Origin of the sequence: Aquabacterium sp. (assembly GCF_041915145.1) — a bacterium.
Lineage (GTDB): Bacteria > Pseudomonadota > Gammaproteobacteria > Burkholderiales > Burkholderiaceae_C > Aquabacterium.
Window position 1 is genome coordinate 23,217 of the sequence record NZ_JAYSBZ010000002.1, and the last position, 22,557, is coordinate 45,773.

A 22,557-nucleotide genomic window follows, 5' to 3' on the forward strand; every position below is an offset into this window, starting at 1 on the left:
GCCGCCACGGCGGCGCAAAATGACGGGTTTTACGCGCCCCGGTCTCGATCAATCAGGATCCCCATGAAATTCGAAGGTTCACAGAATTACGTTGCCACCGCCGACCTGAAATTGGCCGTGAATGCCGCCTTGTCGCTCAAGCGCCCGCTACTGATCAAGGGCGAGCCCGGCACCGGCAAGACGATGCTGGCCGAAGAGGTGTCGGCCGCGCTCGACATGCCGCTGCTGCAGTGGCACATCAAGTCCACCACCAAGGCGCAGCAAGGGCTGTACGAGTACGACGCCGTCAGCCGCCTGCGCGACAGCCAGCTCGGTGACGAGCGCGTCAAGGACATCCACAACTACATCGTCAAGGGCGTGCTCTGGCAGGCTTTCGAGGCCGACCAGCCCGTGACGCTGCTGATCGACGAGATCGACAAGGCCGACATCGAATTTCCGAACGACCTGCTGCGCGAGATCGACCGCATGGAGTTCTACGTCTACGAGACGCGCCAGTTGATCCGCGCCAAGCACCGTCCGCTGGTGGTCATCACGTCGAACAACGAGAAAGACCTGCCCGACGCCTTCTTGCGTCGCTGCTTCTTCCACTACATCCAGTTCCCGGACGCCGGCACGATGAAGTCCATCGTGGACGTGCACTTCCCGGGGCTGCGCCAAGAACTGCTGGCCGCCGCGCTCAAGAGCTTTTACGACGTGCGCAATCTGCCCGGCCTGAAAAAGAAGCCATCGACGAGCGAATTTCTCGATTGGCTCAAGCTGCTGCTGGCCGAGGAGATTCCGATCGAGGCGCTGCGCAGCAAGGAAGACCAGATCGTGATTCCGCCGCTGGTTGGCGCGCTGCTGAAGAACGAGCAGGACATGAGCCTGTTTGAAAAGCTCATCTTCATGCAGAAGCACCACCGCTGACGCCACGGCGGGTCGCCCGCAGCGTGCGCCTCACAGTACCGGCAAGGCGTCGCCCACCGCAACCGGCGGCGCCAGGATCACGCGGTCGCGGCCCTGCGCCTTGGCGCGGTACATGGCCTGGTCGGCGCGGTGCAGCAGGGCCTCGACGGTTTCGGTGGGGTCACTGGCGGCGGCCACCCCCACGCTGATCGTGACCGTGACCGACTCGTTGCCCCACGGCACCGGATGTTGGCGCACCGCTTCGCGGAAGCGCTCGGCCGCGAGCAGGGCGCCTTCGCGCTGGGTATGCGGCAGCAGAACGCAGAACTCTTCGCCGCCGAAGCGAGCCACGCGGTCCACCTCGCGGGCCTGTTCACTGAGCGTGCGGGCCACGCTGGCGAGCACGGCGTCGCCCACGGCGTGGCCCATCTGGTCGTTGACGCGCTTGAAATGGTCGATATCGATCAACATCACCACGTACGGCTGACCAAAGCGTTGCAGACGCTGGGCCTCGCGATCGAGCAGGTATTCCATGGCCCGACGGTTGAGCAGCCCCGTGAGGCCGTCGTGCTGCGACAAATGCTGCAGCTTGCGCACCAGGCGAATCACCACCGCGTAGCCCAGTGCAAAGTTCAGGGTGATCGCCAGGAACAGGAACACCAGGATCAGCACGATCTGGGTCACCGGGTTGTCTTTCCATAGCGGGTGAGGTTGCCCCAGGCTGAACAACACATATGCGATGCGGGCGACCATGATGGTCACCACCGACACCAGCGGCGTCACCACGACCCATGGCGCCTTGCTGCCGAATTCATGATGGATGATGGCGTAAGCCTCATGCGAGGCGCGCAGGCAGACCCACCCGACGAGCAGCGAACTCAGCACCGCGCTGGCGCCGGGCCAGTCGAGCGGCACGAACACGGCGGCGGCCAGCGCCGCCTGCATCGCTCCGGTGACGAGGTGCTCGGAGTCGGTGCGCTCCTTGCGCAAGAACCATTGCAGGCCGCGCCGCATGGCCACGAAGCCGATCACCACCAGCGCGTCGGCCAGGATGTTGTGGGCCGAACCGTGCAGACGGTCGTCGAGCAGATACAGAATGAGCGCCGTGCCATGCGCCATGGCGCCGAGCATCCAGTGCCCGGCTGCCTTGCTCGACAGGCTGAGCTGCGAACCAGCGGCCCACCAGACGCCAACGATGACGGCGTGCGTCAGCAGGGCAAACAGCAGCAACAGGTCGCTCAGTGTCATTGCGGGCGGACTTCGACTCCAGACTTCGCATTGTCGATCACTCCGGGCGCGGCGAGCGCGCGAAACGGGGTGGCGGGCGACAATACGCTTGAAAGAGTGAGGATTCTCATGTTGATCGACTTCTTTTATACGCTGCGCTCGGCCGGTTTGCCGGTCACGATCCCCGAGTATCTGGGCTTGCTGGAGGCGTTGCGCCATGGGCTGATCGGGCAGTCCATCGACGAGTTCTATCAGCTCTCGCGCATGACGCTGGTGAAGAACGAGAGCCACTACGACAAGTTCGATCGGGCCTTCGCCGCCTATTTCAAAGGCGTCGAATCGCTGGCCGACCTGACCAAGGACATTCCGCTCGACTGGCTGCGCAAGCGCCTTGAAAAGCACCTCTCGCCCGAAGAAATGGCGAAGATCCAGCAACTGGGTTGGGACGAAATGATGGAGCGGCTCAAGAAGCTGCTCGAAGAGCAGAAAGAGCGCCACGAAGGCGGCAACAAGTGGATCGGCACGGGCGGCACCTCGCCGTTCGGGGCCTATGGCTACAACCCGCAGGGCGTTCGCGTGGGGCAAGACCGTTCGCGTCACCGCAGCGCCGTCAAGGTGTGGGACCAACGCCAGTTCCGCGACTACGACGACAGCATCGAACTCGGCACGCGCAACATCAAGGTGGCCTTGCGCCGGCTGCGCCGGTTTGCCCGCGAAGGCGCCCACGAAGAACTCGATCTCGACGACACCATCCACTCGACGGCCGCCAACGCCGGCATGCTCGACATCAAGATGGTGCCCGAGCGCCACAACAACGTGAAGGTGCTGCTGCTGATGGACGTGGGCGGCACGATGGACGACCACATCCACCGCGTCGAAGAGCTGTTCTCGGCCGCCAAGAGCGAGTTCAAGCACCTCGATTTCTATTACTTCCACAACTGCGTCTACGACTTCGTCTGGAAGAACAACCTGCGGCGCGGCAGCGAGCGGTTGCAGACGGTGGACCTGCTGCGCAAGTACAACAAGGACTACAAGCTGATCTTCGTGGGCGACGCCACCATGAGCCCGTACGAGATCCTGCAGCCGGGCGGCAGCTCGGAGTACAACAACCAGGAGCCGGGCGCGGCGTGGTTGCAGCGGCTGACCCATACCTTTCCGAAATTCGCCTGGATCAACCCCGAGCCGCAAGGCGTGTGGGGCTATCGGCAGAGCATTGCCATCATTCAGGATCTGATGAATCAACGCATGTTTCCGCTCACCGTGGCCGGGCTCGAATCGGCGATGCGCTTGCTGAGCAAATGACGCGATCGACGGGGTGGGGCGCGGCGTGGCGCGGCGGACTGCTGGGGCTGTGCGGGCTGGCCGGCGCGGCGCGGGCCCAGGAGGCGCCCGTCGATGCCGCCATGGCGGCGCGGCCCTTGCGCCAGGCGGTGTCGTGGAGCGTGGAGGTGGACGCGCCGCGCGAGTTGCGCGAGCTGCTGCTCAAGCATCTCGACGTGGCGCGGTATCGCAAGCAGGCGCAGGCCCAGTCGGCCGAGGTCGCGCCGGCCGGCGACGCGGGTGCCGCGCTGTCCATCACGCTGGGCGAATTGCGTCGCCTGGTGGCTGCCACGCCGGCGCAGGCCCGGCAGTTGCTTGAAACCGAGGGCTACTTCGCGGCGCAGGTGCAGGCCCGGCTCACTCCGGGGGGCGCGCCAGACGACGAGGCCGAGGTGCGGGTGCACGTCGAGCCCGGCCAGCAGGCGCGGGTGGGTTCGGTGGTGCTGCTCTTCCAGGGCGAACTCGATCGCCTTATCGATCAGCAGGATGCGGCTGCGCGCGCCTTGGCGAGTCGCTTGCAGTCGGACTGGCCTTTGCCTCCGGGCGACGCTTTCAGCCAGTCGAAATGGGCGGCGGCCAAGTCGGCCTTGCTCACCACGCTGCGGGCGCAGGGGTATCTGTCCGCCGGCTGGAGCGGCACCTCGGCGCGCGTGGACGAACAGACGCAGGCGGTGAGCCTCTTCCTGATCGCCGACAGCGGCCCGCTCTACCACTTCGGCGCGCTGCGGGTGGAAGGGTTGGAACGCATCAAGCCCGAAGCCGTGGCCAATTTGACCGGGTTCGGCGAGGGCGCGCCGTACACCGACAAGCAGTTGTTCGACTTTCAAGACCGGTTGCAGAAGTCGGGGTTGTTCAGCAGCGTGGCGGTGTCGCTCGAACCCGACCAGACCCAGGCAGGCGGTGCGCCGGTGGTGGTGCGGCTGAAAGAGCAGTCGATGCAGCAATCGACCTTCGGCGTGGGCTACAGCGCCAATACCGGGGCGCGCGTGTCGCTCGAGCAGGTGAGTCGCCAGGTGTTCGGCTGGGACTGGCAGGCCAAGACGGTGATCGAGCTCGGCAGCCACCAGAGCACCTTCAAGTCCGACTTCACCTCGCACCCCTTGCCGGGCTTGCGGCACAACCTGTTCTCGGTGGCCGTGGAGCACCTCGAGGCCGCCGGCGCCACCACGCAAAGCCAGAGCCTGAAGGTCGGCCGCAGCCGCGACGAAGAACGCATCGACCGCACCTTCTACGTCGAATGGCAGCGTGCACGCGTGGTGGGCAGCGACAGCCGCTCGACCGAGGCCTCGGCCGTCACCGGCAACATGCAGTGGGTGCGCCGTCAGCTCGACAACGTGATGGCGCCCACCCAGGGCTTTGCCACGGCCATCGACGTGGCCTTGGGCGAATCGTTCGCCACCGACCAGAGCAACGGCCTGTTCGGACGCCTGCTGTGGCGCACATTGGTCTACCAGCCGTTGCCGGGTTTGTGGTTTGCCAGCGGCCGGCTCGACCTGGGGCGCGTGCAGGCCCGGCCGGGCGTGGGCGTGCCAGACACCTTGCTCTTTCGCGCCGGGGGCGACGATTCGGTGCGCGGTTACGACTACCGCTCCATCGGCCCCACGCGCGACGGCGTGGCCGTGGGCGGGCGCAGCCTGGTCACCGGCAGCGCGGAGCTGGCGCATCCGATCTGGGCGAATCGGCCGGCGTGGCTGTGGGCCGTGTTTGCCGACGCCGGCGACGCGGTGGATGACGTCTCGAACCTGCAGATGCGTACCGGCTATGGCGTGGGTCTGCGCTGGCGTAGCCCGGTCGGGGCCTTGCGGGTCGATCTGGCGTATGGGCAGCACGTGCACCAGACCAAGCTTCACCTGAGCCTGGGCATGGCGTTCTGACCGGGCCGACGACATGACGCCGCGCCCGCAAGACCCACCCGAGTCGCCCGACGCAGCCCCGATCCGGGCCGCGCGCCGTGCTGGTTGGCGCGGGCGCTTGAAGCGCCTGGCGTGGGGGCTGCTCGGCGCCGTCGTGGCCTTGGTCGGGGTTTTGGCGTTGCTGTTGGGCGCAACCTTGTCGCCATGGGGGACGCGCCTCGCGCTGCGGCACGTGCCGGGGCTCACCGTGGTGCAGCCGCAAGGTTCGCTGCTGCGCGATTTTTCGGCGCGACGCGTCGAATACGGCGCGGCCGGCGCCAAGTCCGGGCCGCATGTGGTAATCGACGATCTGACCTGGCGCGGCCTGCGCATCGAGCGCGTGCCGGAGGCATCGAGCGCCTGGGGGCTTGCGCTCGACACGCTCAGCGCGCGCGGCGTGGTCGTCGAGCTGCCTGCTTCGGCACCCAGCGCCGAGCCGGCGCGTCTGCCCGCATCGTTGGCGCTGCCGCTGGGCGTGCGGGTTCAGGCCTTGCGTCTGGGCAGCCTGCGTGTATCGGCGCTGGGGCCTGAGCCGATCACCGATGTGCGACTGCGGCTGAGCGCGCAGCACCGGGTGGGTTCGACCGTGCAGCACCGGGTGGACGACCTCAGCTTGCACTGGCGGGGTTGGCAGGCATCGGGGGGGCTGGGGGTGGCCAGCGCTCAGCCGTTTGGCCTGGATGCGTCGCTGGCGCTGCAATCGACCTCGGCGCCGGGCGCGAGCGACAACGGCGTGCAGGTTGCCGTGCAACTCGGCGGCACCCTGGCTCGCCTCGATGCCCGGACGACGGCCCAGGCGCGAGGGCAGCAGGCGCGGCTGCACGCCGTCGTCAACCCGTTCGCCGGCCAGCCCTTGCAGCAACTCGACGTCGCCGCGCAGCACTTCAATCTGGCCTTGTTCGATGCCCGCGCGCCGCAAACCCTGCTCAGCGGCGAGTTGCACCTGCAGCCCCCGCCCAGCGCGGCGCAGGCGGCGCCGGCCCGATCGACGCCTCAAGCCGCGCCTCGGCCGGCGCCTCATGCGATGGCCGACGCTGAACCCCTGCTCGATGTGCGCGGCGCCTGGCGCAACGATGCCGCCGGCCGCTGGAGCGACGGCCGCCTGCCCGTGCGGGCGCTGCAATGGGCCGGGCAGGTGGCGGCACGCGATGGGCGGGTGGGGCAGCTCACCCAATTGCATCTGGAGCTGGGCAGCGGCAATTCACCTGCGTCGGCGGGTGGCCAGTTGCAGCTGAGCGGTCGATGGGGCCTGCGCGCTTGCGCTCAAACGGCGGCGTGCGGCGCCGCCAGCGGCGGCTGGGCGTTGAACGCGGTGTTCGAGCAACTGCGGCTGGCCGCGCTGGATGCCGCCGCGCCGCCCCTCATCGTCAGCGGGCCGCTCGATCTGCGGGGCGACACACTGGCCGCCGCGCGCATCGCCATCCGGACCGAGCTGTCCGGCCGCGTGGACGCCCCCGGGCCGCAACGCACCGTGGTGGCCAAGCTGCAAGCCGAGGTCGAACCCCGGGAGATTCGAGTCCAGGCCTTGCAGGCCCAGGCCGGCCTGGCGACGCTGCAGCTCAGCGGCTCGGCGCAACGCGCGGCGGCCGAAGGCGAGGCTTGGCGGGTGCGTGCCAACGGCGCGTGGAGCCATTTCGACCCGCAGCTCTGGTGGCCAGCCTGGTTTGTCGACCGCGCCGCGCCGGGGGCCGGCAATGATCTCAATGGGCAGCTCGAAACCGACGTCACCTGGCGTGCCTCGGGCTCGGCTGGCACCCACCTGGCCGACGTGCTTGCCAGCCTGGGTGGCGAGGCCAGCGTGCAGCTCGAACGCAGCCGGCTGCGCGGCGTGCCGCTGGCGGCGCGGGTCAATCTGCGCACGCCGGCCCGGTCGGCCGGCACCTCGGTCGACGCGACCCTGGAACTGGCCGACAACCGGGTGAGCCTGCAAGGCAGCTGGGCGCCGACACGCCCCGAGCAAGATCAATGGCAAGTAGACGCCAGCCTGCGCGACTTGCGGCAGCTCGCCCCCCTCGCGCCTTGGTTGCAGATCGCCACCGTGCAAGGGGCGCTCGATGCGTCGGCGCACGGCACGGGTCGCTGGCCGGCGCTGCGCACCGAGGGCCGCCTGCAAGCCAAGGCCTTGGCGCTGGGCTGGCACGACGGGGCGCAAGCGCATCGACTGACGCTCGACACCGCGTCGGCCGACTGGATCTGGGGTGCGATCTGGGCGGACGCCGCCGCCCCGACGCAGACGCGTCTCGACCTCGACGGCCTGCGCTTGAGCACCGAATCGGCGGGCGCGTCGACCGACGGCTGGCAAGTGAGCCGGCTGCGCGCCCAGACCACCGGCGCGGCGCGCGAGCACCACGCCAGCCTGTCGCTCGACGCGGTGCTGCCGCCGGCCTGGGCCGCGGCCTTGCAACCCCTGTTGAAGCGGCAGGCGGCACAGTCGCCCTTGAAGGTGGCGGGGCAGTTCGAGCTGCAAGGGCAGGCGCACGTCGACGCGCGGCAGTCGGCGTGGTCGTGGCGTGGCCAATGGCAGCGTCTCTTGCTGCAACCGGACGCTGCCAGCGTGGCCGGCAACACCTTGGGCGATCAGCCTTGGTTGCGTGTCGAGCCGTTCGAGATGACCTGGGGCCAGGGCCCGAGCGGCGCCGAGGTAGCGGCCACGCCGATACGTCTGAGCGCGATCGGGGGCGTGCTGAACGTGCGGCAACTGCGCTGGGCGGGCTCGCCGACGGGGGGCGCACCCGGTGGGCTGGATCTCGACGCCGAGCTCGAACCCGTGCCGGTGGCGCGCGTGCTGGCCGCGCTGCAGCCCGACATGGGCTGGGGTGGCGACCTGACCGTGGGCGGCTCGGTGCGCGTGCACCGGGCGGCGGGTGCCCAGGCCCCCCTGAGCCTCGATGCCGAATTGGCCCGTCGCGGAGGCGACCTGAGCCTGACCGACGCGGCGGCCGAGGGCGGCGCGGTGATGAGGCTGCGCCTGGACGCCCTGCGGCTTGCGTTGTCGGCACACGATGGCGTGTGGCAGCTGGAGCAGCAGATCGCGGGCCGACGTCTGGGTTCGCTGGGCGGGCAACTGCGCGTGCTGGCCGATGCCGCCGCGCCGTGGCCCGACGCGCGCGCGCCGGTCGAGGGGCAGTTGAACATCGACATCGCCGACTTGCGCCTGTGGGGCTTGTGGGTACCTCCGGGCTGGCGCTTGAGCGGCGCATTGCAAGGGCAGGCGGCTGTCCACGGATCGCTGCAACAACCCCAGGTCAGCGGGCAGCTCAGGGGGCAGCAACTGGGCCTGCGCAACGTTCTCGAAGGCGTCGATTTCGATCGCGGCGCGCTCGATCTGAGCTTCCAGGGCACCGAGGCGCGGCTCAACGGGCTGAGCCTTCATGCCGGCGCCGGCGAGCTGCGGCTGAGCGGCGACGCCCGTTTCGACACCCGCCCCGAAGCGCATCTGAACCTCGTCCTGCAGCGCTTTGCCGTGCTGCAACGGGTGGATCGCCGACTCGTGCTGAGCGGCCAGGCCGACCTGGGCTTGCTGGCCGACAGCATGACCGCGCGTGGCCAGTTCAGCGCCGACGAAGGTTTGTTCGACATCAGCAAGTCGGGCGCCCCCGCGCTTGACGACGACGTGCGCCGCGCCGGAGTGGACGACGTGGTGGGCGACGACGATCAAGTCGCCGGCTCGCCGGGGCACGCCACGCGCAAGATCGAGCTCGACATGCTGCTCGACCTCGGCTCGAAACTGCGCTTGCGGGGCTACGGGCTCGATACCCGGTTGGCCGGGCAACTCAAGCTGACCAGCGCACCGCCTGCCTACAAGCCGACGCTGCGCGGCACCATCCGGACGGCGGACGGCACTTTTGCCGCCTACGGGCAGAAACTGGTCATCGACCGCGGCGCGATCCATTTCAACGGCGCCCCCGACAACCCGACGCTTGACATCCAAGCCACGCGGCCGCCGTCGCGCATGGCGTCGAGCGCCTCGCTCACGGCCACTACCGCCGATGCCGACGTGCGTGTCGGCGTCACCATCACCGGCACGGCGCAGAACCCGCGCATCCGGTTGTTCTCCGACCCCGAAATGTCCGACACAGACAAACTGTCGTGGCTGATCCTGGGGCACGCATCGAGCGGGTTGGGCGGCGCCGACCTGGCCCTGCTGCAAGGCGCGGCAAGTGCCCTGCTGGGCGACGACGCGAGCAGCCTCAACGGCGGGCTCATCCAGGCGATCGGGCTCGACGAGATGTCAGTGCGGCAGACCGACAGCGGTTCGCGCGACACCGTGCTCACCGTGGGCAAGCAACTGTCGCGACGCTGGTATCTGGGCTACGAGCGGGGGCTCAATGCCACGGCCGGTACGTGGCAGCTCATCTACCGCCTGGCGCAGCGCTTCACCGTGCGCGCCCAGACCGGGCTCGACAACTCGCTCGACCTCATCTGGGTCTGGCGCTGGAACTGACCCGCCGGCCGCGGCTTGGTCAGCGCCGCTTGTACTGCTCGGCTCCCCACAACGCCTCGCGGGCCCGGTCGGTGTTGAGCGGCGCGCGCAGATCGGTCAATACCTCCACGCCACGCTGCACGGCCGGGCGGGCGGCGATTTCGTCAAACCAGCCCTTGAGATGCGGGTAATCGGCCCAGTCGATACCCTGGTTCTTCCAAGAGCGCAGCCACGGAAATACCGCGATATCGGCGATGGTGTATTCGTCGCCCGCCAGATATTTGGACTGCGCCAAGCGCTTGTCGAGCACCCCATACAGCCGTTTGGCCTCGTTGGTATAGCGGTTGATGGCGTATTCGATCTTCTCGGGCGCGTAGATTCTGAAATGGTGTGCCTGCCCCAGCATCGGGCCCAGGCTGGCCATTTGAAACATCAGCCATTCGAGCGTTTCATATTTGCCGCGTGTACTGCTGGGCATGAATTTGCCGGTTTTGCCGGCGAGATATAACAGAATCGCGCCAGACTCAAATAATGAAATAGGCTTTCCGTCGGGCCCATTTGGATCGATGATGGCCGGTATTTTGTTGTTGGGGCTGATGCGTAGAAACTCCGGGGCGAATTGTTCGCCGGTGCCAATATTTACCGGAATCGCTCGATAAGCGAGGTTACATTCCTCCATCATGATGTGAATTTTGTGTCCATTGGGAGTCGCCCAGGAATACACTTCAATCATCATTGGCCTCATCGGGTGGTTTGTGTTTGGGTGAGGCAGACTCTAGTCCAAGACGAGGCGTCATGCTCGGTAACCTCAAACGTTGGATGTCCAGTCAGCCCGTGGCGGCAGACGTGCGTGGTTTGTCCAACTGGGCTCAGCAACACAATCAGGTTTTCAAGACCGTGCGCGACGAGCGCGGCGGCGTGGTCGAGTGCGAAACCGACAACCGCCAGTGGCGCATCGAATGGGGCGAACCCCAGCGCAGCTATATCAAGGGCTCCGAATTGCGCTTGCGCGAAGAGCTTGGCTTGTCGCCCGACTTTCAAATGCTGGTGATCTCGCGCAAATTGGCCGAGCAATTGGAATCTGATGTGTTTGAGCGCTTCACCGAGGCGATGCAAACCCAGATCGACAACAACATGCCCGAAGAAATGCGCTGGCTGGCCATGTTTCCGAAGGTCAATCTCAGCGCCTTCAAGCCCTTGCGGGCCAAGCTGCTGGTGTTGTGCAGCCTGGCGCCGGCTGCCGAGGCGTGGTTGCAGGGCGAGGTGGCGCAGGCGCTCGAAGCCGCGTTGGGCGGCTTCCTGGCGAGCGATCCATCTTTCGTGTTGATGGCCTTGCGCGGTCGACTCTATCTGCGGCTCGAGGCTCCGGCCGTGGACGAAGCCTTGCTCGACGCCACCAACGTGCTGTTTGAGGTGGCTGGTCGTCGCGCCAGGAGCTTGGGCGATCTGCTCACCGATGCCGGTGCTGCCTCGGGGGGGTGGTCGTCAACCTCGGCGACCGCGTGGCAGTCGCACGCATCGGGTATCGGCGACCCGGATCTCAACCCGCGAGGGTGAGCGTCAACCGAAGCGCGGCTCGCGCTTGTCGAAAAATGCCTGCAGGCCTTCGCCTGCGTCGGGCCCCATCAGGTTTTCAACGAACTGATCGCGTTCACGGTCGAGTTGCGCGCGCAGCCCGGGCGTGGGGTACTGATTGACCAGCTCTTTGATGCTGGCCACGGCCTGCGCGGGCAGGGCGGCCAGACGTTCGGCCAGCTTCAGGGCCGTCTGCAAGGCTTCGCCGTCGCCGCAGACCTGATAGGCCAGACCGTGCAGATGCAGTTCGCGTGCGGTGAGCGGCTCGGCCAGCCACAGCAGGCGCAACACCAGCGCGCGGGGCAGGGCCTGCATCAGATGCCAGCTGGAGCCGCCGTCGGGCGACAGGCCCACTCGGGTATAGGCCATCGAGAATCGTGCGCTGTCGGCGGCCACCAGCAGGTCGCACGCCAGCGCCAGCGAGAAGCCACCGCCGGCGGCCGCACCCTCCACGGCGGCGATCACTGGCTTCTGGAAGGTGTGCAACGCCTCGATCCAGTCATGAAAGCGCTCAACGGCCCGAGTTTGCTCGGCGAGGCCGGTATCGGCGGTGGCGTGTCGGTTGGCGGCCAGTCGGCGCAGATCGCCGCCCGCGCAGAACTGCCGGTCGGCTCCCGTCAAAATGACACAACGTAGCGTCGAATCGGACTCGGCCACATTCAAGGCTTCGATTCCGGCGTCGAAGACCTGGGGTGACAGGGTGTTGCGTTGCGCGGGGTTGCTGATCGTCAGAATCAGGGTGGCGTCGCGGCGCTCGGCTTGCAACTCGGCGGTCATGAAATTACGTCCCCTTTAGCGGCAAATAGGCATGCTGAATTCTGACACGGTGAATTTGCTCTATTTCGGAGGCTTTGCGTTGTCAGACTTCATGCTAGAGTGCCCCGAAAATGGGTCGTCAGAACCCAATTACCTTTCAGGGTCGGCATAACGACAGGCATGAAACGACCATTTCCCAAGTTGGCAGCATTCCGACTGACAAGATCCCGGCTGGCTATTGCGGCGGCGCTGTGCGGGTTATCCGGCAGCGTTTGGGCGTTGGGTTTTGGCCGTTTGAATACGACGGCCGTTCTCGGGCAAAGCCTGAATCTCGCTATTCCGGTTCGACTGGAAGTGGGCGAGGATCTCAACCCGGCCTGTCTGGCGGCCGACGTCTACTTCGGTGATGTCAGACAACTGCCTGAAATGGTGCAGGTTCGCATCGAGGGGCAACCAGGGGTCGCGTCGGAGCGGGTATTGCGCGTGCTCACCACGACCCGGGTCAACGAGCCGGTCGTCACGCTCTACCTGATTGCCGGTTGCCAATCGAAGGTCACGCGCAAGTTCGTGGCCTTTGCCGATCCTCCGTCGCTGGTTGAAGCGCCCGTGACTTTGCCCGCGCTCGAGGCGCCCGTGAGCCATCAAGGTGGCGTGGCGAGTGAACCGGCGACGGCTCGCGGCATCGATGTCGATGCGGGCGGTTTGCCCGGCCGCGCCGGGGGGGCTGCCGGGCAAGCGACCGACAGCCGGGTGGCTGCGTCGGCCGGCAAGCGCGACAAGGCTTCGCGCCGGGCCGTCAAGCGGCGCGCCGACAGCAGCGAAACTCCGGTGGCGGTAGCCGGCCTGGATGCCCGCGGCGACCATGTCGTCCGGCGCGGCAAATCGGCGGGTCGCAAGGGCAAGGAGGCGCCGGCAGCGCATGCCGAGGAATCTCGCCTGGTGCTCGACCCGGTCGAGAGCGACATGCTGGTCTCGCCGGAGCTGAGGTTGTCGACCGAGTTGTCGCCCGTGCAGGACGACGCGGGCGCCGCCGGTCAGGCGGTGCGCGAACGCCGCGAGGCCGCTGCCGCGCTGTGGCGCTCGCTCAATGCGACGCCGGAGCAACTGGCGCACGACCGTCAGCGCATGCAGGAGCTCGAAACGCGTCTGGCGCTGATCCAGTCCGAGAGCCGTGCGGCGCAAGAGCAGGTGAAGCTGCTGCGCGCGCAGGTCGAGCAGGCCCAGTCGCGGCGTTCGAGCAGCCCCTTGATGCTGGGCCTGGCCGGCTTGTGCGCGGCGCTGGCAGTGGTGCTGGGCGGCTTGCTGATGCGCCAGCGTCGCGCCTTGCGCGGTGAGTGGTGGAACCCGTCAGCCGACCAACCGCCTGCGCCGGAGCCCGACGAGTCGTCGCGGCGCACGTCGGAGTTCGCGCCGACCGGATCGGGCGTTGGTTTGCAGGTGACCCCGGTGGCGTCGGCGGCATTGCTGAAGACGCCGGAGGCCACGTCTGCCTCTGCGCAGCCGGTCGTGCCGCCTACTGCCAAGGCGGCGCCCGATTTCGTGGCGCCGGTTGCGGCAGCCAGGCCCGCGTTGCGCGAGGTGTCGGTCGAGGAGCTGATCGATCTGGAGCAGCAGGCCGAATTCTTCATGGTGCTGGGCCAGGACGCCGCCGCCATCGATCTGCTCGAAGGGCACATCGAGAGCACCGAGGGCGGCAGCCCGCTGCCGTATCTCAAGCTGCTCGAGGTCTATCAGCGGGTGGGCGATCGCGAGGCGTATGAACGCATCCGCGCACGTTTCAACAGCCGTTTCAACGCGCACGCGCCAGCCTGGGAGGCAGATCTCCAACAAGGCAACGTGCTGGTTGACTACGCGGGCGTCGTCGAGCGCCTGCAAACCTTGTGGGACACCCCCGAGCGCGCCATGGAAGTGCTGCAGGCCACCTTGCTGCGGCGCGACCCGGATGCCGACACCTTTGATCTGCCGGCCTATCGCGAACTGCTGTTCTTGTACTCGGTGGCGCGCGACCTGCATGAACATCACGACCACGGCGAGGCTCGGCAACCGTCCGGCCTGGCGACGCGGCCTGTCGATCTGCTGCTGCCGATTGACGACGCATCGTCGGCCGAGGTGGAGCCCTTGCTGGCGACTCGACCCAACAAGGCGCGCAGCACCCGCCCGGCGCCGCTGACGGTGGACGTGACCCTTGACGACGTAATCGCCCCGGGCCCTTCTGTGGCTCAGCACGCCAGCCAAGTCGGGCCGATCGATTTCGATCCGCCGGTGGACGCACCAGCCAAGAGTTGATCCGTTGGGCTGATTGGCCCGGCTTGGCGGGTTCGAGCGAAGCAGGCCTCAGTCCGCCGTTGCCAATGCCGCGCGGGCCTGCTTTTGCAGCCTCGGCAGATCAGCAGGCAACCAACCACGCACGCTGTTGAAGAACGCCACCGCGTCGGCGCGCAGCAAGTCGGCGCGGGTCAGCGGTGCTTCTTGCAGCGCACCTTGGGCGAGCAGACGCTGGCGGTAGGTGCCAGGCAGCAGCCCGGCCGCGCTGGGCGGCGTGAGCCACAGGCCTTCGACGCGCAAGGCGATGTTGCCAATCGTGCATTCGGTCAGTTCGCCGGCTTCGTTCCAGAGCAGCGTGTCGAATGCGCCGTCCTGCGGGGCGTGCGCCGCGTAGATTTCACGCCGTGTTGTCTTGTTGCGCACGAAATCGCTGGGCAGTGCCGCATGCAAGCAACCGCGCACCTCGATGGGTTGCGTCGCCAGGTTCAATCGCAAAGGCATCGATGTGCCTGGCAGTGGTTGCGCTTCCAGCTCGATGTGTCCGTTGTGCGCCACCAGCAGGCGCAGCTTGTAGACCCCTCGCGGGTGTTGCCGGGCCACCTGTCGCAGCGCGGCGCGGATGGCCGCTTCGTCGAGGGTCACGTTCAAGGCGGCGGCGCTGCGCTCCAGTCGTTCCAAGTGTTCGGGCAACAGCCAGATGAGGCCGTCTTCAAGTCGCAGCGATTCGAGCAGCTTGAACGGCTGGGCAGCCCGCTCCAGAAAGCGTTGCTTGTTGCGCCATTCTTGTGCCTCATGCCGGGAATGGGCATCGATGGTGATGCCGCTGCCGACGCCGCAGCGCGCAAGCGTGGAGCCACCCTGTTGATGCAAGGTCACGGTGCGGATCGGTACGTTGAAGGTCGCTCGCCCGCCTGGCGCGATCACGCCGACCGCGCCGCAGTACACCCCGCGAGGCGCACGTTCGAGTTCGGCGATGTGATGCATTGCGCGCACCTTCGGAGCCCCCGTCACCGAGCCGCACGGGAACAGTGCGCCGAACACGTCGGCCAGATTCAGACCGTCGCGGGTGAGCGCGGTCACGGTGGAGGTCATTTGCCAGACGGTGGGCAGCGCCTGCAGCTCGAACAGCGCGGGCACCGCCACGCTGCCGGTGCGGGCGATGCGGGCCAGATCGTTGCGCAGCAGGTCCACGATCATGAGGTTCTCGGCACGCTCCTTGTCGCTGCCGCGCAGGGTGGCGGCGGCGTCAGCGTCGGCGCGGGGCGTCAAGCCGCGAGCGGCCGTGCCTTTCATGGGCTGCGTGGTGATGCGGTCGCCGTGCCAGTCGAAAAACAACTCGGGCGACACGCTCAGCACACGCTCGCCGGGCAGATCGGCCGTGGCCTGGCGGGTGTCGAGGTAGACCGCGTAGCCGTTGGGTTGACTGCGATGCAGCGCGTGAAAGTAGGCCAGTGCGTCGCCGCTGAGCAGGCTGTGCAGCGGCGTGGTGTAGTTGACTTGGTAGACCTCGCCAGCGCGGATCGCGTCGTGAATGCGGGCGATACCTTGCTCGAAGTCGGTGCTCGACAGCGGGCTCGACCAATCAGCGGTCGAGTAGGGCGGCTCCAGGTGGGCAGCCGACGACTCCGGCCATGCCTGCGCCCGATCGAAGACGGCGAAGCACACCAGCGGGCCGTCTGGGGCATGGGTGCGCAAGGCGGAGTCAAATGCCGGGGCGGCTTCAAAGCGCACGTAGCCGACGCACCAGGCGCCAGCCTGCGCGGCCCGTTGCGCCGCATTGAGTGCGACGCGAACCTCGCAAAGCTCGCGCGCCACGATCCATTCCCGGGGGGCGCCGAAGGCCAATCGCTGGCGAGGGGCATCGAGCGAGCGCGACGCTCCTGGCTCCAACGGAAAGTCAACGAGTGCGAACAGGCTCATCTTGGCCTGCCGGGGTGGCAGTGCATCCAGCCTTCAACGGTTGCGGCCAAACGCCAGCCAGCAACCTCCCAACAGCAAACACGCGAACAACGCCAGGCTCCAGAAGTCGAACGGCACCCCCAGAATCGACGCCACCGCGTCGGCGCATGACGAGCGCACTTCAAAGAGCTGCGGCCACGTGGCGTCGAGTTTCAGGCCGCTGACGATGCGGTCGGCCAGCGTGAGGTCGCACGAGGCCGACTTGGCGGCCACGAAGTGCTGCCACAGTGCCGCTGCGCCGCCACCCATCGCCAGCAGCCCGATCAGCCCGCCCAGCAGGCGTCGCAGCAGCACCACCGGGGCCAGCACGCCGACGACGGCGACCAGCCCGATCACGATGAACAGCACGCGCTGCAGGATGCACCACGGGCAAGGCTGCATGTTGAAGTGGTACTGCGCCACCAGGGCGCCGGCGACCGAGCCCAGGCTCGCCAACGCCATCAACGCCAGCAAGGGCAGGGGGCGCAGCAACAGGCGGATCACCTTAACGGACCTCGGCGATGAGCTCGATCTCGACGCAGGCCCCCAGCGGGATCTGCGCCACGCCGAAGGCGCTGCGGGCATGCGGGCCGATCTCGGGGCCGAAGACCTGCGCCAGCAATTCGGATGCGCCGTTGGTCACCAGGTGCTGTTCGGTGAATTCGCTGGTGCTGTTGACCAGGCTCATGACCTTGACGATGCGGGTCACCTTGTCGAGCCCGCCGGCCGCCACAGCCAGGGTGCCGAGCAGATCGACAGCGACCGCGCGCGCGGCTTGCTGGCCTTCGGCGGTGGTCATGGTCTTGCCCAGTTGGCCGACCCAGACCTTGCCGTCTTGCTTGGCAATGTGGCCGGACAAGAAAACCAGATTGCCCGTGCGGGCAAACGGCACATAAGCGGCAGCCGGAGTGGCCACGGGGGGCAGGGTGATGCCCAGGGCGGTGAGACGGTCTTGAATCGACATGATGGGTGCCCCAATCAGGGTGTGCGGGCCAGGAGAATTCGGTGAAGACGGCATCCTACACTGGCCCTCATGCGCAGCGCAGGGAGGGTCATGGCTGCGGGATTGGGCGTGCTGGCTGGCGCGGCTGCGCAGATGCAGCAGGCCGCGTTGAGCGACGCGCGCGCCTATCTCGTTGCAGTGCTGGTGGGGGCGGTCGGCCTGCTGGTCGGACTGTGGCCCGTGCGTGCGGCTGCCTGGATACTTCAGAGCGAACGGCACCCGAAGCAACTCCTGATCGCTACCTCGATGGCCGCGTGCGCGGCGGCGCTGGCGTTCGGCCTGACCGGCTGGCGTGCCGGCGAGCGTTTGAGTGAAGCCCTGGCGCCCGATTTGGTCGGGCAAGACCTGATCCTCACCGGCTGCGTGACCGACTTGCCTCAGCTGCGGCGCGATGGGCGCTCGTTTCTGTTTGCCGTGCAGTCGGCCGAGTTCGCCGGGCAACCTATGGCGGTGCCGAGTCAGGTGCCCAGCCTGATCGCGTTGAGCTGGTACGACACCCCCGCCGCCGCGGGCGAAGAGACTCCGCAAGACCCCGACGAGCCAGCCGGCCTCGGCGTGCAAGCCGGGCAATGCTGGCGCCTGAGTGCCCGCCTCAAGCTCGCTCACGGCCTGGTCAACCCCCATGGGTTCGATGCCGAGCTGTGGTGGTTCGAGCAAGGCGTGCGCGCGGTGGGCACGGTGCGGGCACGGCGGATGGCGCCCGTCTTGTTGAGCGACCATGCCGGCTCCCCCGTGCCGCGTTGGCGCCAAGCCTTGCGCGATGCCTTGTTCGCACATGTGCCCGATGCTCGCTCGGCCGGCGTGCTGGCCGCGCTGTCGTTGGGCGACCAGGGCGCCATCAACCGCGACGATTGGGGCGTGTTTCGCCGCACCGGGGTAGCGCATCTCGTCTCAATCAGCGGTTTGCACATCACGATGTTCGCCTGGCTGGCGCAGGGACTGTTGCGGCGGGCCTGGCGGCGCAGCGAGCGCCTGATGCTGGCTTGGCCCGCGCCGCAGGCTGCGCAGGTGGGCGGCGTGCTGCTGGCGTGGGGCTATGCCGTCTTCGCGGGCTGGGGCGTGCCGGCGCAGCGTACCGTGATCATGCTGGCGGTGAGTGCAGCCTTGCAGCTCGCCGGGGTGCTGTGGCCCTGGCCGATGGTGCTGGGCGCGGCGGCCGTGGTGGTGCTGTTGTTCGACCCCTGGGCGTGCTTGCAGGCGGGCTTCTGGCTGTCGTTCATGGCAGTGGGGCTGTTGATGGCATCGGGTTCGGCAGGTGGCGGGGAGGCTTCGTCGTTTGGGGCGGGGCGGGCGCCGTCGACCTGGTTGAGCCGCTTGCGGGCGACGGCGTGGGGCGGGGTGCGCGCGCAGTTGACGGCCACCTTCGGGCTGGCGCCGTTGACGCTGGTGTTCTTCAAGCAGATCTCGCTGGTGGGCCTGCTGGCCAATCTGGTAGCCATTCCGGTGGTGAGCTTCGTGATCACGCCGTTGGCGCTGCTGGGTGCTGTGTGGGCGCCGCTGTGGTCGCTGGCGGCCTGGGTGGTGCAGCAACTCGTCGCATGGCTGGCCTGGTTGTCGAGCTGGCCCTGGGCCACGTGGAACGCCCCCGTGGCGCCGCTGTGGGCGCAGACGCTGGGTTTGCTGGGGGCGGCGCTGCTGGTCACGGCGCGACGCTGGCCGCATCGGCTGGCGGCGGCGGTGCTGGTGCTGCCCTTGCTGTGCCCGACCATCGACCGACCCGCGCCGGGGCATTTCGAGCTGCTCGCGGCAGACATCGGCCAGGGTACTGCCGTGCTCGTACGCACCGCCACGCATTCGCTGGTCTACGACGCGGGGCCCATCTATGGCTTGCATGGCGAAGGTGGCGATGCCGGCAGCAAGGTGCTGCTGCCGTTGCTGCATGCGCGGGGCGAGCGGGCGCCCGACGTGCTGCTGCTCAGTCACCGCGACACCGATCACGTGGGCGGCGCCGCGTCCCTGATGCGCGAGTTGCCGCCAGGCGAACTGATCAGCTCGCTGGAGCCCAGTCACCCCTTGTGGGCAGCCGCGCGCGAGGCCGGGGCTCGCACCACCCGCTGCGCGGCGGGGCAGAGCTGGGTGTGGGACGGCGTGCGGTTCGAGGTACTGCAGCCGCCGCCCGCCGCGCCGCAAGAGCTGGCCGAGCAAGACGAGGCGCTGCGGGCCCGGCGCGGCGGGCAGCGCGAGGCCGGGCGCTTTCGGCCCAATGCCTTGTCTTGCGTGTTGCGGGTGAGCGAAGTCAACGGCCCGGCCCGCGCCTTGCTGACGGGAGACATCGAGCGCGAGCAGGAAGCGGCCTTGGTGGACGCGCTCGGCGCCGATCTGCGCGCCAATGTACTGGTGGTGCCGCACCACGGCAGCAAGACCTCGTCCACCGACGCGTTCATCAATGCGGTGCATCCGCAGGTGGCGGTGATCCAGGCGGGCTATCGCAACCGCTACGGCCACCCGGCGCCTGTTGTGGCGGCGCGCTATCACGACCACGCCGTCCCGCTGATCGACAGTCCCACCTGCGGCGCGTTTACCTGGGCCAGCGAATCGGCCGCTGCGTCGTCGTCATCGCGCCGACCAGCGGGGTGCGAACGCAGCCGCGACGCGCACTATTGGCGCACCTCGCCGCCGTCGCCTTGAGCGGGGCTGAACAACCCTGCGGATGGCGGATCGGCGCGGGGAGGCCGCACAATCAAGCCATGAATCGATTTGGCGAATGGTCTGCGGAACGGGTGACGCGTGTCGGGCTCGATGTTTTCGTTTGACGGCGCGCCGGACGCCGGCGCCGAGGCTGGCGGCGTCGAACCGCTGCGCGAGCCTTGGCGGCGCTTCTTCGAGCGGCTGGGGCCACTTGGGCAGGCCGACCTCGACCGCCGGGCCGCGTTGCTGGCGCGGCAGATCCACGAAGACGGCGTCACCTACAACGTCTACAGCGACGCCGGCGGCACGTCGCGGCCCTGGCCGCTGGAGCTGCTGCCCGCGCTGATCGAGCCCGAAGATTGGCGCCAGATCGAGCAAGGCGTGGCCCAGCGCGCCGCCCTGCTCAACAGCGTGCTGGCCGACGTGTACGGCGAGCAGCGCGTGCTGCGCGACGGCTTGCTGCCCCCGGCGCTGGTGTTGGGCCACCCCGGCTATCTGCGCGGGCTGCAAGGGCAGCAACCCCCGGGTGGGTTGTATCTGCACATCGTGGCGTTCGACCTGGCACGCGGGCCCGATGGGCGCTTCTGCGTGCTGGCGCAGCGCACCCAGGCGCCGTCCGGCATGGGTTACGTGCTCGAAAACCGCCTGGCCGTGTCGCGCCTGTTTCCGCAGGCTTTTCGCGAGCTCAACGTGCAGCATCTGGCCTCGGGCTTTCGCCGCCTGGTCGATACCTTGCAGACGCTGGCCGCGCCCTGCGCCCAAGGGGAGCCGCCCCGGCTGGCGCTGCTGACCGCGGGGCCTCGCAACGAGACGTACTTCGAGCACGCCTATCTGGCGCGCTACCTCGGCCTGCCGTTGGTTGAGGGCGGCGACCTCATCGTGCGGGACGAGCGCGTCTACCTCAAGACGGTGCATGGCCTGGAGCCCGTGCACGGCCTGCTGCGCCGGCTCGACGACGACTACTGCGACCCGCTGGAGCTCAAGCCCGACTCCACGCTCGGCGTGCCGGGGCTGTTGCAGGCCGTGCGAGCCGGCAATGTGGTGATGGCCAATGCCTTGGGCACGGGCTTTCTGGAGTCGCCGGGCGTGCAGGGCTTTCTGCCGGCCATGGCGCGCAGATGGTTGGGGCACGACCTGCTGCTGCCCTCGCCGCCCACCTGGTGGTGCGGCGAAGAGGCCGCCTGGCAGGCCGTGCAGCCCGAGTTGGCGGGCAAGATCATGCACCCGAGCTACCCCGCGCCGTTCGGCCTGGGTGCCTCGCGCGGCTTGCGCCCTGGCTTCAAGCCCCAGCAGGTGGAGCCGGACGCCGTGGCCGATTGGTGCGAACGCGTGGCGAGCGACCCGGCTGGCCACACGGTGCAGGGGGCGTTCGCCTTCTCGCAGACGCCGGTGTGGTCTGGCGGCGCCGTGCAGCCGCGCGGCATGACGCTGCGCGTGTTTGCCGTGGCAGACGGCCATGGCGGCTGGCAAGTCATGCCCGGCGGCATGGGCCGCACCGCCGAGACGCATGCTGCCGTGTCGATGCAATACGGCGGCAGCAGCTTCGACACCTGGGTGCTCACCGATGGGCCGGTCGACACCTTCTCGATGCTGCCGCGGCCTCTGCATGTTGACGATCTGGTCAAGCAGCAGCGGCCGGTGGCCAGTCGCACGGCCGAGAACCTGTTCTGGATGGGCCGCTACACCGAGCGCACCGAAAACAACGTCCGGTTGGCGCGCACCTTGTTCACCGTGCTGGGCGAAGAAGACGAGCAGGCCAGCCCCGACGTGCTCGACACGCTCAACGGGCTGGCGGTTTCCAGCGGCCTGGTGCCGCCAGGCGTGCCCAGTCTGACGCAATCGGCTCGACTGTTCGAGCGCGCCTTGATCGAGGCCTTGCCCAAGCCCGGCGCCTACAGCGTCGGCTACAACCTGCAGGCGCTGGCCCGCACGGCGGGTGCCCTGCGCGACCGCCTGTCGCCCGAGCATTGGCGCTTGATCCGCGACATGAGCGAAGACTTCAGCCAGCGCATGCAGGCTGCCCCTGAATTGCTCAGCGAGGCCGAGGCCGTGCCGGCGCTCGAATGGCTGGGCGTGCAGCTCGCGGCCGTGACCGGCTCGCAAGCCGACCGCATGACGCGCGACGTCGGCTGGCGGCTGCTCACGGTGGGCCGCTACATCGAGCGCCTGATCGCCTACGCCGGCGTTTTGCGCGCCTTCTTCGAGCGGCCGGCTGCCGCGCAGCCGCAGGGCTTCGACGTGCTGCTGGCACTGTTCGACAGCACCATCACCTTTCGGGCGCGCTTTCAGCGGCGGCTCGAATTGCCCGCCTTGCTCGACCTGGTGGTGATGGACGAATCCAACCCGCGCGCCCTGGCCTGCATATTGCGCCGGCTGCGCACCGAGCTGGGCAAGCTGCCCCGCCGTGACGACGCCGGTGCCGACACGGTGGCGGGTCTGCTGGCGATCTTGCCCGAGCAGGGCGTGGGGGTTTCGCTGGCCGAGTTGTGCGAACCCTTGTGGCAGGTCGATGCGGCCGCGCACCCCATTCCGCGCCTGACCGATCAACTGGCTCAGGCGGCGGCGCGTCTGTCCAACGAGATCGGGCGGTGTTACTTCTCGCATGCCACGGCGCCCGATCGCCTGCTGGCCTCCTGACCCGGTTG

Annotated in this window: 14 protein-coding genes; 8 read left to right on the forward strand and 6 right to left on the reverse strand. The window is 68.1% G+C overall.

Going from position 1 to position 22,557, the window contains the following annotated elements; translation table 11 throughout:
* The first annotated feature begins 63 nt into the window (after positions 1-63).
* Entirely contained in the window at positions 64-906 is an 843-nt protein-coding gene (locus tag ACE3SS_RS00650) for an AAA family ATPase (RefSeq protein ID WP_374590210.1), read from the forward strand.
* A gap of 30 nt (positions 907-936) precedes the next feature.
* Here ACE3SS_RS00650 and ACE3SS_RS00655 read toward each other — a convergent pair whose 3' ends face one another.
* Positions 937-2,133 (reverse strand): GGDEF domain-containing protein, encoded by a 1,197-nt coding sequence (locus tag ACE3SS_RS00655; RefSeq protein WP_374590212.1) that lies wholly within the window; start codon positions 2,131-2,133, stop codon positions 937-939.
* Between the two features lie 108 nt (positions 2,134-2,241).
* Here ACE3SS_RS00655 and ACE3SS_RS00660 point away from each other — a divergent pair, with 108 nt between their 5' ends.
* From ACE3SS_RS00660 to ACE3SS_RS00670, 3 genes are read left to right on the forward strand one after another with little or no spacing between them, the layout of a single operon-like run.
* The gene (locus tag ACE3SS_RS00660) at positions 2,242-3,414 is read left to right on the forward strand and encodes a VWA domain-containing protein (protein WP_374590214.1); all 1,173 of its coding nucleotides are present in this window, start codon (positions 2,242-2,244) and stop codon (positions 3,412-3,414) included.
* Entirely contained in the window at positions 3,411-5,306 is a 1,896-nt protein-coding gene (locus ACE3SS_RS00665; protein WP_374590216.1) for an autotransporter assembly complex family protein, read from the forward strand. Before ACE3SS_RS00660 ends, ACE3SS_RS00665 begins: the two co-directional genes overlap by 4 nt.
* A 13-nt stretch (positions 5,307-5,319) precedes the next feature.
* The gene (locus ACE3SS_RS00670; RefSeq protein WP_374590218.1) at positions 5,320-9,768 is read left to right on the forward strand and encodes a translocation/assembly module TamB domain-containing protein; all 4,449 of its coding nucleotides are present in this window, start codon (positions 5,320-5,322) and stop codon (positions 9,766-9,768) included.
* 19 nt (positions 9,769-9,787) lie between these two features.
* Here ACE3SS_RS00670 and ACE3SS_RS00675 read toward each other — a convergent pair whose 3' ends face one another.
* Complete coding sequence (locus ACE3SS_RS00675) at positions 9,788-10,480, reverse strand: glutathione binding-like protein (protein ID WP_374590306.1); 693 nt, start codon at positions 10,478-10,480, stop codon at positions 9,788-9,790.
* 62 nt (positions 10,481-10,542) lie between these two features.
* Between ACE3SS_RS00675 and ACE3SS_RS00680 the strand changes: the two genes are divergently transcribed.
* The gene (locus ACE3SS_RS00680) at positions 10,543-11,304 is read left to right on the forward strand and encodes a hypothetical protein (protein ID WP_374590220.1); all 762 of its coding nucleotides are present in this window, start codon (positions 10,543-10,545) and stop codon (positions 11,302-11,304) included.
* Between the two features lie 3 nt (positions 11,305-11,307).
* Here the strand turns inward: ACE3SS_RS00680 and ACE3SS_RS00685 are convergent, their stop codons facing one another.
* Complete coding sequence (locus tag ACE3SS_RS00685) at positions 11,308-12,099, reverse strand: oxepin-CoA hydrolase, alternative type (protein WP_374590222.1); 792 nt, start codon at positions 12,097-12,099, stop codon at positions 11,308-11,310.
* Positions 12,100-12,372: 273 nt separating this feature from the next.
* Here ACE3SS_RS00685 and ACE3SS_RS00690 point away from each other — a divergent pair, with 273 nt between their 5' ends.
* The gene (locus ACE3SS_RS00690; protein WP_374590224.1) at positions 12,373-14,364 is read left to right on the forward strand and encodes a FimV family protein; all 1,992 of its coding nucleotides are present in this window, start codon (positions 12,373-12,375) and stop codon (positions 14,362-14,364) included.
* Positions 14,365-14,412: 48 nt separating this feature from the next.
* On the opposite strand, the gene pabB is transcribed toward ACE3SS_RS00690, so the two are convergent.
* From pabB to ACE3SS_RS00705, 3 genes are read right to left on the reverse strand one after another with little or no spacing between them, the layout of a single operon-like run.
* Positions 14,413-16,263 (reverse strand): aminodeoxychorismate synthase component I, encoded by a 1,851-nt coding sequence (gene pabB / locus ACE3SS_RS00695; protein WP_374590226.1) that lies wholly within the window; start codon positions 16,261-16,263, stop codon positions 14,413-14,415.
* Positions 16,264-16,296: 33 nt separating this feature from the next.
* A complete protein-coding gene (locus ACE3SS_RS00700; protein ID WP_374590228.1) occupies positions 16,297-16,785 on the reverse strand; it encodes a disulfide bond formation protein B in 489 nt (162 codons plus the stop codon).
* A gap of 1 nt (position 16,786) precedes the next feature.
* Positions 16,787-17,245: a RidA family protein gene (locus ACE3SS_RS00705; protein WP_374590230.1), complete on the reverse strand. Its 459-nt coding sequence runs from the start codon at positions 17,243-17,245 to the stop codon at positions 16,787-16,789.
* Between the two features lie 90 nt (positions 17,246-17,335).
* Here ACE3SS_RS00705 and ACE3SS_RS00710 point away from each other — a divergent pair, with 90 nt between their 5' ends.
* Positions 17,336-19,912: a DNA internalization-related competence protein ComEC/Rec2 gene (locus ACE3SS_RS00710; protein WP_374590233.1), complete on the forward strand. Its 2,577-nt coding sequence runs from the start codon at positions 17,336-17,338 to the stop codon at positions 19,910-19,912.
* Between the two features lie 111 nt (positions 19,913-20,023).
* Complete coding sequence (locus ACE3SS_RS00715; protein ID WP_374590235.1) at positions 20,024-22,549, forward strand: circularly permuted type 2 ATP-grasp protein; 2,526 nt, start codon at positions 20,024-20,026, stop codon at positions 22,547-22,549.
* Positions 22,550-22,557 lie beyond the last annotated feature (8 nt).

Coding starts and splice junctions, on each gene's coding strand:
- ACE3SS_RS00650 (WP_374590210.1), top strand. CDS start 64: ATGAAATTCGAAGGTTCACAGAATTACGTTGCCACCGCCGACCTGAAA.
- ACE3SS_RS00655 (WP_374590212.1), bottom strand. CDS start 2,133: ATGACACTGAGCGACCTGTTGCTGCTGTTTGCCCTGCTGACGCACGCC.
- ACE3SS_RS00660 (WP_374590214.1), top strand. CDS start 2,242: ATGTTGATCGACTTCTTTTATACGCTGCGCTCGGCCGGTTTGCCGGTC.
- ACE3SS_RS00665 (WP_374590216.1), top strand. CDS start 3,411: ATGACGCGATCGACGGGGTGGGGCGCGGCGTGGCGCGGCGGACTGCTG.
- ACE3SS_RS00670 (WP_374590218.1), top strand. CDS start 5,320: ATGACGCCGCGCCCGCAAGACCCACCCGAGTCGCCCGACGCAGCCCCG.
- ACE3SS_RS00675 (WP_374590306.1), bottom strand. CDS start 10,480: ATGATTGAAGTGTATTCCTGGGCGACTCCCAATGGACACAAAATTCAC.
- ACE3SS_RS00680 (WP_374590220.1), top strand. CDS start 10,543: ATGCTCGGTAACCTCAAACGTTGGATGTCCAGTCAGCCCGTGGCGGCA.
- ACE3SS_RS00685 (WP_374590222.1), bottom strand. CDS start 12,099: ATGACCGCCGAGTTGCAAGCCGAGCGCCGCGACGCCACCCTGATTCTG.
- pabB (WP_374590226.1), bottom strand. CDS start 16,263: ATGAGCCTGTTCGCACTCGTTGACTTTCCGTTGGAGCCAGGAGCGTCG.
- ACE3SS_RS00705 (WP_374590230.1), bottom strand. CDS start 17,245: ATGTCGATTCAAGACCGTCTCACCGCCCTGGGCATCACCCTGCCCCCC.
- ACE3SS_RS00710 (WP_374590233.1), top strand. CDS start 17,336: ATGGCTGCGGGATTGGGCGTGCTGGCTGGCGCGGCTGCGCAGATGCAG.
- ACE3SS_RS00715 (WP_374590235.1), top strand. CDS start 20,024: ATGTTTTCGTTTGACGGCGCGCCGGACGCCGGCGCCGAGGCTGGCGGC.